This window comes from Salibaculum halophilum, from assembly GCF_002094885.1.
GTDB lineage: Bacteria > Pseudomonadota > Alphaproteobacteria > Rhodobacterales > Rhodobacteraceae > Salibaculum > Salibaculum halophilum.
The window spans coordinates 52267-65280 of sequence record NZ_MSIT01000007.1 but is presented as its reverse complement, the minus strand read 5'-3'; the positions used below and the strand labels follow the sequence as shown (position 1 = coordinate 65280).

The following is a 13014-nucleotide window of genomic DNA, read 5'->3' as shown; positions in this document are numbered from 1 at the left end:
CCCGTCCCTGTACCATCGGGGCATGGCCTTGCGTATCAACGACCAGATCGAAATCGCCGATTGGGAACTTACCGAGCACTTCGTCCGGTCCTCGGGCCCCGGCGGGCAGAACGTCAACAAGGTGGCCACCGCCGTCGAGCTGCGCTTCGAGGCGGCGCGCTCGCCCAACCTGCCCGGCCCGGTCAAGACCCGGCTGCGGCGAATCGCGGGCCACCGCTGGACGGGCGAGGGCGCGGTGCTGATCAAATGCGACGAGACGCGCAGCCAGGCCCGCAACCGCGAGATCGCGCGCGAGCGGCTGGCCGGGCTGGTCCGCACGGCGCTGGAGCGGCCCAAGCGCCGCATCCCGACCGGGGTGTCGCGCACGCAGAAACGCAAGCGCATCGAGGCCAAGAAGAAACGCGGCGAGGTCAAGGCCCTGCGCGGTCCTGTGCGCGAGGATTAGGAAAACAGCGAAAGGCAACGCCATGAAAGTCGGAATCGTGGGCGCGGGGATGGTCGGGTCATCGGCGGCCTTCGCGCTGGTCATGCAGCGCATCGCGAGCGAGATCGTCCTGATCGACCTTGATACCGGCCGCGCCCGGGCCGAGGCCGAGGACATCGCCCATGCCGTGCCCTTTGCCGGCTCTGCCATTGTCCGCGCGGGGGACTACGACGATCTGAAAGGCGCGGACGTGGTGATCCTGGCCTGCGGGGTGGGCCAGAAACCGGGCGAGACGCGGCTGCAACTGCTGGGCCGCAACGCCGAGGTCTTCCGCGCGGTGGTCGGCCAGGTCCTGGCCGTGGCGCCCGAGGCGATCCTGCTGGTGGCCTCGAACCCGGTGGACATCATGGGCCAGATCACCGCTCGCATCGCCGGGCTGGCGCCGGGGCGGGTGATCGGCTCGGGCACCATCCTCGATACCGCGCGGTTCCGCTGGCTGCTGGGGCGGCACCTCGGAATCGCGCCGGGGTCGGTCCATGCCTACGTGCTGGGCGAACACGGGGATTCCGAGGTGCTGGCCTGGTCGGCGGCGCGGGCCGGGTCGGTACCGCTGGCCAGCTTTGCCGCGCAGGTGGGCGCGCCGATCACCGGCGACGTGCGCGCCCACATCGACGCGGGCGTGCGCCGGGCGGCCTACACGATCATCGAGGGCAAGGGCGCCACCTGGTACGGCATCGGCGCGGGCCTCGCCCGCATCTGCCGCGCGATCGGCGGGGACGAACAGGCGGTGCTGTCGGTGTCCGTGCCGGGCGAGGTGCTGGGCGTGCAAGACGTCGCCCTGTCCCTGCCCCGCGTCGTGGGCGCCGCGGGCGTGACGGCAACCCTCTGGCCCGAACTGGACGCGACGGAGACAGAGGGGCTCCGGGCCTCGGCGGAGGTGTTGAAGGGGATGGTGGAGAAGATTTGAGAGGATGTGGGCCAAGAGAGGCCCATGAGGTGATCACTGGAACGACGGATCAAGCGCCGAAGGAACGAGGAGAGGTTAAGCAGTTGCGGCCGGATACGTAGGGTAAAAAAACCTATGAAACCTATCATATCTTGAATTCATTTTGTGTTCTTAGAAATCGATAAGGTAAGTTGAAAAACAGCAAGCGCAACAGAAGCAACAAGCACAACTCCGTATATTAATGCAAAGAGCCCAAGTACTGAAAAAAAGTTTTAGCGTGACCCAAAACCATTGCGGCTTCAGCAGCCAACCCAACTCGCTCGGTAATATCCAATATTTTTTCATCGCTTGCAATCCCACTGATAAATGCTATTGCGATCGCTGTTACCTGAACTAAAGTCGCGTGCGTGATCGAGGAAAATAGCCTCACCAATGGCGGGTCTTTCTCATCCTTAATACGAAGAAGGGCGATTTTCTGCTCGGGCGTAAGAACGGCAAAAACAATAGCAAACGCTGCGATCGAGAATCCAGTGAGGGACGGTAACACCGACTGTGCAGCGGAAGTCCACTCCCAGGCTTGACCAGAAGGGACGCAAATAAGCCAGATGGCGAAAGAAACCCAAAAGTATCCAGATTTTATAAGGCCATTCAATCCTCCATATGCAGAGTATAGCCGTTTCAGACCTCTTATCATTTATTCCGTAATCCTCTTACGAACCGCGAGAATTCGCCCTCTAATTCTCTCAGTCAGCCTGCGAAAAACTGTCGTCGTATGAGTATCATCTTTCGAGTATGTGTCCATTTCTTTCATAGGCTTCTCCTTTGTTTCATGCCAAACTGAGATCCCATTTTTTACTGATTTCGCAGATACATCGCCATTCTCCGAAGCTACATAAGCCAATTTCTTAGTTCTTTCATTCGGCTTCAAACCATCATGATCTCGCGACTTTAAGCCCTCTACGTACTCTTCTCCATTCTGCTCTGCCAATCGCTCTTCTATATCTGCCGCAACATCCTCGGGCAATCCATCAGAGTTTGGCCTTCGGATCGATACTGTAAGTTCCTTGAGCATTGGAAGGCTCAATATTTTGTCGACCTCATCAATGCTCTTGACTACATCAGCCTCAACTTTTCCATACTTGCTCTCAATTTCTTCCTTAGAGAGAATTGCCTTGAAAAACTTTTCAACGGAGTTCGCGCTTAGCGTTTTCGAATCTGCATAGGTCTCAAAAATCAGCAAATGGTTATCTCGATCAAGAAAAAACTCGAATATCGCAAGGTTCGGTCGTAACTTTTCTGGTATGCTTACATCCTCAACCGATTCAGGATCAGCAACGTCAAATGCTTCGATATCGAACCAATCACCGTCTACATCAATTTCGGAGTATTTCGCGAGGCGGCCAAACCCCGACTCTTCATTAAAATTAGAAAGCGCAAGATACTTTTCGCCATGGATCCGCATTCCAGTTTTCAGCCCGCAAATATCCAGAATGAGGCCCGTATAATCGCGCGGCTTATCATTCTGGATCCTGATGCTAAGCGCTGCTACTTCTAGCTTTGCTGGGCGCGCCATGGACGTCCCTCCTAAATCCGACAACTACGGTTAGCAAAACACAATCTAAAGATTATGTCGAATGCTAAACCACAACCTCCAACCTTTCCTGCTCCCCCACCCCGAACACGCGCTTGTAGCGGGCGATCTCGTCAACCGGCCCCATGGCCTTCTCGGGGTTGTCCGAGAGTTTCACGGTGGGCTGCCCGTTGGCCTCGACCGCCTTGCAGACCAGGCTGAAGGGGGCGAGCGTGTCGCCCGCGGTCAGGCCCTTGAAATCGTTGGTCAGCATGGTGCCCCAGCCGAAGGACACCTTGACCCGCCCGGCGAACTGGCGGTGCAGGGTGGCGATGCGCTCGGCGTCCAGCCCGTCGGAGAAGATGATCAGTTTCTCGCGCGGGTCCTCGCCGCGGCGTTTCCACCAGGCGATGGCGGTCTCGGCGCCCCGAGCCGGGTCGCCGGAGTCGATGCGAATGCCGGTCCAGCGCGCCAGCCAGTCGGGCGCGTTGTCCAGAAACCCCGGCGTCCCAAAGGTGTCGGGCAGGATAATGCGCAGGTTGCCGTCGTGTTCCTCGTGCCAGTCCGACAGCACCGCGTAGGGTGCGCGGGCCAGGGCCGCGTCATCCTCGGCCAGCGCGGCATAGATCATGGGCAGTTCATGGGCGTTGGTGCCGATCGCCTCGAGGTCGCGGTTCTTGGCGATCAGGCAGTTGGACGTGCCGATGAAGCCCCGGCCCAGCCCTTCGGTCATGGCGCGCACGCACCAGTCCTGCCAGAGGAAGGAATGCCGCCGCCGGGTGCCGAAATCGGCGATGCGCAGGCCGTCGATGGGGCGCAGGTACTCGATCTTTTCCCACAGCTTGGTCATGGCGCGGGCATAGAGGATCTGAAGCTCGAAGCGGCCCATCTCGCCCAGCACGGCGCGGCTGCGCAGCTCCATCAGGACGGCCAGCGCGGGAATTTCCCAGAGCATGACCTCGGGCCAGGGGCCTTCGAAGGTCAGTTCGTACTGCCCGTCGCGTTTTTCGAGGGTGTAGGGCGGCAGGCGCAGCGCCTCGAACCAGTCCATGAATTCGGGCGTGAACATCTGGCGCTTGCCGTAGAAGGTGTTGCCGCGCATCCAGGTGCTTTCGCCGCGGGTCAGCGAGAGCGAGCGGATATGGTCGAGCTGTTCGCGCAGCTCGCCCTCGTCGATCAGCTCGGCCAGGCGGATGTCGGTGCTGCGGTTGATGAGCGAGAACGTCACCCGGGTGTCGGGCTTGTTGCGGAACACCGACTGACACATCAGCAGCTTGTAGAAATCGGTGTCGATCAGGGACCGGACGATCGGGTCGATCTTCCACTTGTGGTTCCAGACGCGGGTGGCGATGTCGACCATGGCTCTCTCCTCGGGGCGGCGCTCAGGCCAGGGTGACGCCCGCGTCCGTCATGGCCGAAAGGGCCCCGTCGAGGGAGCCGTCCAGGTCGATCGCGCGGCAGAGGTCGCGGCGCACGGTGACGGTGAACCCGAGCTTGGCGGCATCCACCGCCGACCAGTTGACGCAGAAATCCGTGGCCAGCCCGACCATGGTGAGGGTGTCGATGCCGCGCGCGCGCAGGTAGCCCTCCAGCCCCGTGGGCGTTGCGTGGTCGTTCTCGAAGAAGGCCGAGTAGCTGTCGAGCGCCGGGTTAAACCCCTTGCGAATGATCAGGTCGGCGCGGTCGGTGGCAAGGTCCGCGTGGAAGGCGGCACCGTGCGTGCCCTGGACGCAGTGATCGGGCCAGAGCACCTGCGGGCCGTAGGGCATTTCCGTCATGGTCATCGGGTCGGCCCCGTGGCTGGAGGCGAAGGATGAATGCCCCGCCGGGTGCCAGTCCTGCGTCAGGATCACCGCGCCGAAATCGGCCATCAGCGCGTTGATGCCGGGCACGATCCGGTCGCCCTCGTCAACGGCCAGGGCCCCGCCGGGGCAGAAGTCGTTCTGCACGTCGATCACGACAAGAGCATGGGTCATGTCAGCCTCCGCCTGTTGGTGCGCCCCAACCTACGGGTTGAGTGGGACAGGGCAAGGGCGTATTGCCCCGCGCATGGTCACGGTTGCCGCGCTCTATCACTTCACGTCGTTCGACGACCCGGCGGCGCTGCAGGGGCCGCTTCGCGCGGTTTGCCGCACCGCGGGGATCACCGGCACGCTGCTGCTGGCGCGCGAGGGGATCAACGGCACCATCGCGGGCAGCCGGGACGGGATCGACCGGGTGCTGGCCCATATCCGTGCGCTTCCCGGCTGCGCCGATCTGCGCTGGACGGAAAGCACCGCCGCCGATCCGCCCTTCGCCAAGCTGAAAGTGCGGCTCAAGCGCGAGATCGTCACCATGGGCCGGCCGGATGTGGACCCGCGCGGTGCCGTCGGCCGTTACGTGGACCCCGCCGACTGGAACGCCCTGATTGCCGCGCCGGACGTCGCCGTGATCGACACGCGCAACGCATACGAGGTTGCCATCGGCAGTTTCGACGGGGCGATCGACCCGCAAACCGCGCGCCTTCGCGACTTCCCCGCGTGGTGGGAACGCAACAAGGACAGGTTTGAGGGCAAGCGCATCGCGATGTTCTGCACCGGCGGCATCCGCTGCGAGAAATCCACCAATTACCTGATCGGCCAGGGTGTGGGCGAGGTCCATCACCTGCGGGGTGGCATCCTGAAATACCTTGAAGAGGTCCCCGAGGCCGAGAGCCGCTGGCACGGGGGCTGTTTCGTCTTTGACGAGCGGGTCAGCGTCACGCACGGGTTGCAGGAGGGGCCGCATGTGCTGTGCCACGCCTGCCGCCGCCCCCTTCTGCCCGCGGATCGCGCACGTCCGCAGTATGAAGCCGGCGTGTCCTGCCATCACTGCAACCACGAGACCGACGCGACGGACAAGGCCCGCTTTCGCGAACGCCAGCGCCAGATCGCGCTTGCCCGCGCACGGGGTGTGCAACATCTGGGGGCTGACCGGGGCGGTCCCGCGGATTAAGCCCATGTCATGGATACATCGCTTGAAACACGCGACGGGCTGCCCGGGGCCCTGGAGGTATTGCTGCGCGAGCACCCGCGCGAGGCCTGGCAGGCGGACCCGCAGTTCAACGGGCTGATCGCCTTCTGGCTGGACCGGCACATGATGTTCCGCAAGCTGGGTGGCTTGTTGCAGCAGGAATGCGAGGCCTTGCTGGACGAAAACTCCGACCCGCGCCGCTTCGCGCAGGCGGTCGCCCACTACAGCGGCATGTTCGTCAACCAGCTGCACGGCCATCACCAGATCGAGGATCACCATTACTTTCCGGTTCTGGCGACGCGCGATGCGCGGATCGAAAAGGGGTTCGCGTTACTGGACGCCGATCACCACGCGCTCGACGGGCGCCTGCACCGCTTTGTGACCTCGGCCAATACCGCCATTCAGGGCGCGACAGGGGCCGACCCGCGGACCGCCGCAGCCGATTTCCTTGAGGCAGCACGGGGGATGGACCAGCTGCTACGCCGCCATCTGGACGACGAGGAAGACCTGATCGTGCCGGTGATCCTGAAATACGGCACCGAGGGGCTTGGCTAATCCGGCGTCTTGCGATCCTCTGGGGCCAAAGGAGAGCCGAATGATAGATGACACCCTGCTGACGGACATTCGCAGCCGCTTTGCCCATGTCGCGGCCTGCCCCTTCACCGGCCCGCGCGTGTTCTTCGAGAACGCGGGCGGCACGCTGACGCTGAGCAGCGTGGTCGAGACCTCGGCCCGCTTTGCCGCGATCCCCGACAACCAGGGCCGCGCCAACGGCGCCGCGCAGGCGCTGATGGATGTCATTGCGCGTGCCCGGGCGGCGGGGGCGGATTTCTTCAACGCGCCTGACGGGCAGGTGATCGTTGGCGAAAGCGGCACCGAATTGCTGTTCCGGCTGGTGAGGACGGCCGTGACGCGGCAGGGGCGCGGCGTGGTGCTGGGCTCGACGGTGGAACACCCGGCATCGCGGTCGGCGGCGGCGCACTGGGCCGGCGTGATGGGGCTGGAACATCGGCTGGTGCCGCATGACGACGCGCTGGGCCTCGTCACGCCCGAGGCCTATGCCGCCGCCGTCACGCCGGACGTGACGGTGGCCACGATCCTGCACACCTCGCCCGTCACCGGCATGGGGATGGACCTGCCCAGCATCGCGCGTGCGATCCGCGCGGTCGCGCCCGAGGCGCTCATCATCGTGGACGGCATCCAGCACGCCAGCCACGGCCATATCGACGTGGCGGCAGCCGGTGTCGACGGCTATGTCATCTCGCCTTACAAGGTCTTTTCGCGCCACGGCTACGGCGTCGCCTGGGTGGGCGAGCGGCTGACCGACCTGGGCCCGGAACAGCTGCACGGCGGGCCCGCCCGCAACTGGGAACTGGGCACGCGCGATACCGGGGCCTATGCCACCTTCTCCGACGTGGTGGACTATTTCGACTGGCTGGGCGGGCAGGTCGGCTCGGCCGAGACCCGCCGCGGCCGGATTGAGGACGCGGGCCGGGCGATCCGGGCGCAGGAGACGCGCCTGACCGAGGCGATGCTGCACGGCACCGGAAACCTGAAGGCGCTGGCCGAAATGCCCGGCGTCCATGTGATCGGCGGCACCGACAACCAAGCCCGAGAGGGGCTGGTCTGTTTCTGGGCCGAGGGGCACGCGGCGGCCGACATCGTCGAACGGCTGAACACCGAAGGCATCCGCACCCACACCCGCAAGGCCGACCACTACAGCGGCAACATCCTGACCCCGCTGGGCCGCGACAGCGCCGTGCGGGTCAGCCTGTGCCACTACAATTCAGTGGCCGAGGTGGCGCAATTCCTGTCTGTGATGGCGGATATTCTGAAGGACTAGAGCGCCTCAGAAATCCAGATTTTCGACACTCAGCGCATTCTTCTGGATGAAGTCCCGCCGCGGTTCGACGACGTCGCCCATCAGCTTGGTGAACAGGTCGTCGGCCTCGATCATGTCATCCACCTTGACCTGCAGCAGCGTCCGGGCATCCGGGTCCAGCGTGGTTTCCCACAGCTGGTCGTCGTTCATCTCGCCCAGGCCCTTGTAGCGTTGCAGGGTCAGGCCGCGCTCGCCCTCTTCGAGGATCGCCTTGAGCAGGTCCAGCGGGCCGTAGATCGCCTGGTGGCGGTCCTTGCGGTGCAACTCGGCCGGCTGGTCGTAGACCTCTTGCAGCGACTGGGTGAAACTGCCGGTCTTGCGCGCCTCGCCCGAACGCAGCATGGGGCCGTCGAGCGTGCGCACCTCTTCGACGCCGCGCAGGATGCGGGCCAGTCGGATGCCGTGATCCTGGGTGATGCGGCCCCGCCATCCGCGTTCGTATTCCAGCGCGATCTGGTCCAGCCGCGCCGCCACGGTGTCGGCCACCGCCTGCAGGTCCGCGTCCACGGCGCCGGGCACGAAGGCCCCGGCGATGGCCGCCTGTTCGAGGATCTTGCGCGGGTAATGCGTGGGAAAGGCCTCGAGCACGCGGCGCAGCTGGCGGGCCTCGTCGACGACGCGCTTGAGGTCCTCGCCGATGATTTCCTCGCCCGTGCCCAGCCGCAGCATGGCCCCCTCGGTACCCTGGTCGATCAGGTAGTCGTCCAGCGCCGGCTGGTCCTTGAGGTAGACCTCGGAATTGCCGCGGCTGACCTTGAACAGCGGCGGCTGCGCGATGTAGAGATAGCCGCCCTCGATGATCTCGGGCATCTGCCGGAAAAAGAACGTCAGCAGCAGCGTGCGGATATGGGCGCCGTCGACGTCGGCGTCCGTCATGATGATGATCTTGTGGTAGCGCAGCTTGGAGATGTCGAATTCGTCGCGCCCGATCCCGGTGCCCAGCGCCATGACCAGGTTGCCGATTTCCTGGCTGCCCAGCATCCGGTCGAAACGGGCACGCTCGACGTTGAGGATCTTGCCGCGCAGGGGCAGGATGGCCTGCGATTGCCGGTCGCGCCCGGTCTGGGCCGAGCCGCCAGCGCTGTCGCCCTCGACCAGGAACAGTTCCGTCTTGGCGGGGTCCTTTTCCGAGCAGTCCTTGAGCTTGCCGGCCAGGAAATTCACGTCCATCGCTGTCTTGCGGCGGGTCAGGTCACGGGCCTTGCGCGCGGCCTCGCGGGCCAGGGCCGCCTCGATGATCTTGCCGACGATCATCTTGGCCTCGTTGGGGTTTTCCTCGAACCATTCGGACAGTTTCTCGCCCACCAGGTTCTCGACCGCCGGGCGCACCTCGGAGGAGACCAGCTTGTCCTTGGTCTGGCTGGAAAACTTCGGATCGGGCACCTTGACCGACAGCACGCAGGTCAGCCCCTCGCGGGCGTCGTCGCCGGTAAAGCTGACCTTTTCCTTCTTGGCGATGCCGCTGTCCTGGGCATACTTGGAAATGGTCCGGGTCAGCGCGCCGCGAAAGCCGGCCATGTGGCTGCCGCCGTCGCGCTGGGGGATGTTGTTGGTGAAGGGAAGCACGGTTTCGTGGAAACTGTCGTTCCACCACATCGCCACCTCGATGCCGATATCGTCGCGCTCGCCGCGCACGTAGATCGGTTCGGCCATCATGGCGGACTTGGACCGGTCCAGGTATTTGACGAATTCCTTGACGCCGCCTTCGTAGAACAGGTCGGATTTCAGCGGCTCGGCCGGGCGTGCGTCTTCCAGGATGATGCGCACCCCGGAATTGAGGAAGGCCAGCTCGCGCAGGCGCTTTTCCAGCGTCTCGAACTGGTAGTCGAGGTTCGAGAAGGTGTCGGTCGCGGCGAGGAACCGGACCTCGGTACCGGTCTCGCCGCCGGCGTCGCCGATCACCGAAAGGTGCTCGGTGGTGTCGCCATGGGCGAAACGGGCGCGATGGACCTTGCCGTTGCGCCAGACCGTGAGTTCCAGCCAGTCCGACAGGGCGTTGACGACCGAGACGCCGACGCCGTGCAGACCGCCCGAGACCTTGTAGGAATTGCTGTCGAACTTGCCGCCCGCGTGCAGCTGGGTCATGATGACCTCGGCGGCCGAGACGCCCTCGTCCTCGTGCAGTTCGACCGGCACGCCGCGGCCGTTGTCGCGCACCGAAACGCTGGAATCCGCGTGGATCTTGACATGGACGTAGTCGGCGTGACCGGCCAGCGCCTCGTCGATGCCATTGTCCACGACCTCGTAGACCATGTGGTGCAGGCCCGAGCCGTCGTCGGTGTCCCCGATGTACATGCCGGGGCGCTTGCGGACCGCCTCCAACCCCTTGAGAACCTTGATGGACTCTGCGCCGTAGTCAGACGGCAGCTGCTGCTCTTCGGCCATTGCGGACCCTTTGTGTCATTCCTGCGATCTTATACGGTATCGGCCGGGGAATGTCACGCCGATGCGGCCCCTTTCGGCGTTCAGAAAAAGGGGATTCCCAGCCCTACGCCGATCAGCAGACAGCCCGAGGCGATGTTCATTCGCCGCAGCGCCGCATCGGAAGTCAGCAGCGCCCGCAGCCGGCCCACGAGGCCGGCCATGACGAGGTTGCCCACCAGCGGCACGGCCGCCGACATCGCCGCGATGGCGGCCACGTCGGCCGGCGTCAGGGTTGTCAGGTCGAAGAACCCCGGCAGCATGCCCATGTAGAACAGGATTGCCTTGGGGTTGGCCAGGATCACCGTCAGCCCGGCCAGGAAGCCGGCGGCGAAACCGGGCCGGGTCAGGCGGGTGTCCTTGCCCACCGCGCCGCCCGCCGCCCGCAGCACCATCACGCCCATGACAAGGAAGGTGCCGCAGGCGATCGCCTTCATGGCGATCATGGCCATCGACACCTGCTCGACCACCCAGGCCATGCCCAGCACCGCCAGCAGCGACCAGAGCACGTCGCCCACCACGACACCCAGCGACAACGGCCAGGCGGCGGCGAACCCGCCGGACATGGCCCGCGCGAGCAGGCCCAGCCAGACCGGGCCGGGCGTGAGGAACAGGATCAGAAGCGCGCCGGCATAAAGCGCGGCCTCGGTTGCGGAAATCGTCATGCGCGACCCTCTAGAACTTCGTGCCCAGCAAGTCGACAGGCGCGCCCGGGTCCCAGTCCGTGCGGCCCAGGCGCAGGATCATCATGTCGTTCTGCGCGCCGGGCGTGTCCTGGCGGACCACATCGCCGGTATACTGGCCGTGCACCGGAACATGGGTCAGCGGGTTGCCGACCGCCCGAAAGCCGTGTCGGGCATAAAGCGGGCTGGTCCCGAACAGGACGGCGAAATCGGCCGCGCTGGCCCGCACCTCGGCCAGGGCCGCGGCCAGAAGACGGGTGGCGATCCCCCGGCCCTGCCGCTCGGGGGCGGTGGCAACCTCGGCCAGGCCCGCGACATCAACCAGTGCCGCGCCCATCCTGATCGCGCGATAGGTCAGGGCGACGTGCCCGACGATACCCGGGTCGCGCAGGACCAGCCGCAGGTGGTGGCGCTGCTGGTAATAGCTGCGGCCGCTGCCCGCGTCATCGAAGGCAGCGCGCAACAGCCGGGCGATCTGCGCTTCGTCCGATGGCGTCAGGTGCCATTCCTCGATGCGGTCGATGGGCCCGGTCACGCGATCCGTCCCTCCGGGTCGAGCGGGTCGAAGGGGTTGAAGGCAAACTCCCACAGGTGCCCGTCGGGATCGGCAACATAGCAGGAATAGCCGCCCCAGGCCGTCTCGAAGGGCGCGCGCACGGAGGTGGCGCCGCAGGCCAGTGCATGGGCATGGGCGGCATCCACCGCCGCGCGGTCGGGGTGGTTCTGGGCCAGGGTCATGCCGCCGGTCTGCAACGCCGACCCGTCGCGGCCGGTCTCACGGGCCAGGCCGTCGCGCGCGAACAGCGCGAATTTCGCCCCGTCCATGGCGTAGAAGGCAATGGTGTCGTTGGCGCTTTCCACCTGCCAGCCCAGCGCCTCGTAATAGGCGCGGGCGCGGGCGAGGTCGGCAACGGCGAGGGTGATGAAATTCACGCGGTTGCAGGGCAGGGTCACGGGGTATCCTCCTCGATATGGCTAGTGCCGTCACTGTCGCGGACCGCGCACCACTGGGCGCGGGGGCCAAGGTGGGTGAAAAGCTCGGGGCCGGTGCCGGTCAGGAAGGCCTGCGCCCCCAGCGCGCATATCTCGTCATAGAGCGCGGCCCGACGCTGCGCGTCAAGATGGGCGGCGACCTCGTCGAGCAGCAGGATCGGCGGGGCACCGAAATCCGCGGCCAGGGCGCGGCCGTTGGCCAGGATCAGCGAGACCAGTAGCGCCTTCTGTTCACCGGTGGAACAGTCGCGGGCAGCCACGCCCTTGGCGGCGAAGACGGCCTCGAGGTCGGCGCGATGCGGCCCGGCGAGGGTGCGCCCGGCGGCCATGTCGCGGCGGCGTCCCTCGGCCAGCGCGGCCTGCAGGGCCTCGGGGTCGTCGGGGGCCGCGATAGCCGGGTCGGGGTGGGTCAGGGTCAGTTCGGCGGTGGGAAAGGCCGTTTCGGCCCGGTTCTGCGCCGCTGCAAGCCGGGCGATGGCATTGGCGCGGTTGCGATGGATCGTGGCCCCGGCCTGCGCCATCTGCGCCTCGAGCGCGCGATACCAATGGGCGTCATCCACCTGATCCTTGAGCAGGCGGTTGCGGTCGCGCATGGCCTTTTCGTAGGCGAGCACGGCCTCGGCGTGTCCGGGCTCGAAACTCAGCGTCGCGCGGTCGAGGAAACGCCGCCGCCCCTCGGCCGCCTCGATCCAGAGCCGGTCCATCGACGGAATCAGCCAAAGAATGCGCGCGATCCGGCCCAGCGCCGTCTGCGGGGCGGGCTTGCCGTCGATGCGCACCTGGCGCGGCGCGGCGTTCTCGGAGAAGGTCTCGATCTCGTGGGTGCGGCCCAGCGACGTCAGCGTCGCGGTGATCTTCCAGCCCAGCGCCTCGGGGCGGCGCGACAAATCCTCGGCGCTGGCCCGGCGCATGCCGCGCCCCGGCGAGAGCATGGAGACAGCTTCGAGGACATTCGTCTTGCCCGCCCCGTTCGGTCCGTGGATGGCCAGGGGGCGCCCGTCGGGTACCAGCCGCGCCCGTTTGTGCGACCGGAAATGGGACAGGTGCAGGGTGTCGATCGAAAGCCGCGTCATCAGGCCCGGCCGGTCATCCGATACGGCGTAC

General features: G+C 65.4%; 14 protein-coding genes. 5 read left to right on the top strand and 9 right to left on the bottom strand.

Features of this window, described 5'->3' with window-relative positions; all coding sequences use genetic code 11:
• Positions 1–22 precede the first annotated feature (22 nt).
• Positions 23–445, top strand: a complete 423-nt coding sequence (gene arfB, locus BU124_RS05925) for an alternative ribosome rescue aminoacyl-tRNA hydrolase ArfB (protein WP_084861637.1) — start codon at positions 23–25, stop codon at positions 443–445.
• A gap of 22 nt (positions 446–467) precedes the next feature.
• Positions 468–1391: an L-lactate dehydrogenase gene (locus BU124_RS05920; protein ID WP_084861635.1), complete on the top strand. Its 924-nt coding sequence runs from the start codon at positions 468–470 to the stop codon at positions 1389–1391.
• Between the two features lie 217 nt (positions 1392–1608).
• Here BU124_RS05920 and BU124_RS14550 read toward each other — a convergent pair whose 3' ends face one another.
• From BU124_RS14550 to pncA, 4 genes are all read right to left on the bottom strand, one after another.
• Complete coding sequence (locus BU124_RS14550; RefSeq protein ID WP_143529901.1) at positions 1609–2064, bottom strand: hypothetical protein; 456 nt, start codon at positions 2062–2064, stop codon at positions 1609–1611.
• Positions 2065–2943, bottom strand: coding sequence for a DUF4747 family protein (locus BU124_RS05915; RefSeq protein WP_084861634.1), 879 nt, complete (start codon positions 2941–2943; stop codon positions 2065–2067). It abuts the gene before it with no gap.
• Between the two features lie 64 nt (positions 2944–3007).
• Positions 3008–4300, bottom strand: a complete 1293-nt coding sequence (gene pncB / locus BU124_RS05910; protein WP_084861632.1) for a nicotinate phosphoribosyltransferase — start codon at positions 4298–4300, stop codon at positions 3008–3010.
• A 22-nt stretch (positions 4301–4322) separates the two neighbouring features.
• Positions 4323–4916, bottom strand: a complete 594-nt coding sequence (gene pncA, locus BU124_RS05905; protein WP_084861630.1) for a bifunctional nicotinamidase/pyrazinamidase — start codon at positions 4914–4916, stop codon at positions 4323–4325.
• A gap of 73 nt (positions 4917–4989) precedes the next feature.
• Between pncA and trhO the strand changes: the two genes are divergently transcribed.
• Genes trhO through BU124_RS05890 form a run of 3 tightly spaced genes read left to right on the top strand, consistent with a single transcriptional unit; the run spans position 4990 to position 7774 of the window.
• Positions 4990–5913, top strand: a complete 924-nt coding sequence (trhO, locus tag BU124_RS05900) for an oxygen-dependent tRNA uridine(34) hydroxylase TrhO (RefSeq protein ID WP_084861629.1) — start codon at positions 4990–4992, stop codon at positions 5911–5913.
• A 9-nt stretch (positions 5914–5922) separates the two neighbouring features.
• Entirely contained in the window at positions 5923–6486 is a 564-nt protein-coding gene (locus BU124_RS05895; protein WP_084861627.1) for a hemerythrin domain-containing protein, read from the top strand.
• Between the two features lie 40 nt (positions 6487–6526).
• A complete protein-coding gene (locus tag BU124_RS05890; RefSeq protein WP_084861625.1) occupies positions 6527–7774 on the top strand; it encodes an aminotransferase class V-fold PLP-dependent enzyme in 1248 nt (415 codons plus the stop codon).
• 6 nt (positions 7775–7780) lie between these two features.
• On the opposite strand, the gene gyrB is transcribed toward BU124_RS05890, so the two are convergent.
• The 5 genes from gyrB to recF form a co-directional block, all read right to left on the bottom strand.
• Positions 7781–10198 (bottom strand): DNA topoisomerase (ATP-hydrolyzing) subunit B, encoded by a 2418-nt coding sequence (gene gyrB, locus BU124_RS05885; protein WP_084861623.1) that lies wholly within the window; start codon positions 10196–10198, stop codon positions 7781–7783.
• 80 nt (positions 10199–10278) lie between these two features.
• On the bottom strand, positions 10279–10899 hold the full coding sequence (locus tag BU124_RS05880; protein WP_084861622.1) for a LysE family translocator: 621 nt from the start codon (positions 10897–10899) through the stop codon (positions 10279–10281).
• A 10-nt stretch (positions 10900–10909) separates the two neighbouring features.
• Complete coding sequence (locus BU124_RS05875) at positions 10910–11452, bottom strand: GNAT family N-acetyltransferase (protein WP_179141872.1); 543 nt, start codon at positions 11450–11452, stop codon at positions 10910–10912.
• Entirely contained in the window at positions 11449–11871 is a 423-nt protein-coding gene (locus tag BU124_RS05870; RefSeq protein ID WP_342743724.1) for a VOC family protein, read from the bottom strand. Before BU124_RS05870 ends, BU124_RS05875 begins: the two co-directional genes overlap by 4 nt.
• Positions 11868–12983 (bottom strand): DNA replication/repair protein RecF, encoded by a 1116-nt coding sequence (gene recF, locus BU124_RS05865; RefSeq protein ID WP_084861618.1) that lies wholly within the window; start codon positions 12981–12983, stop codon positions 11868–11870. Before recF ends, BU124_RS05870 begins: the two co-directional genes overlap by 4 nt.
• Between the last annotated feature and the right edge of the window lie 31 nt (positions 12984–13014).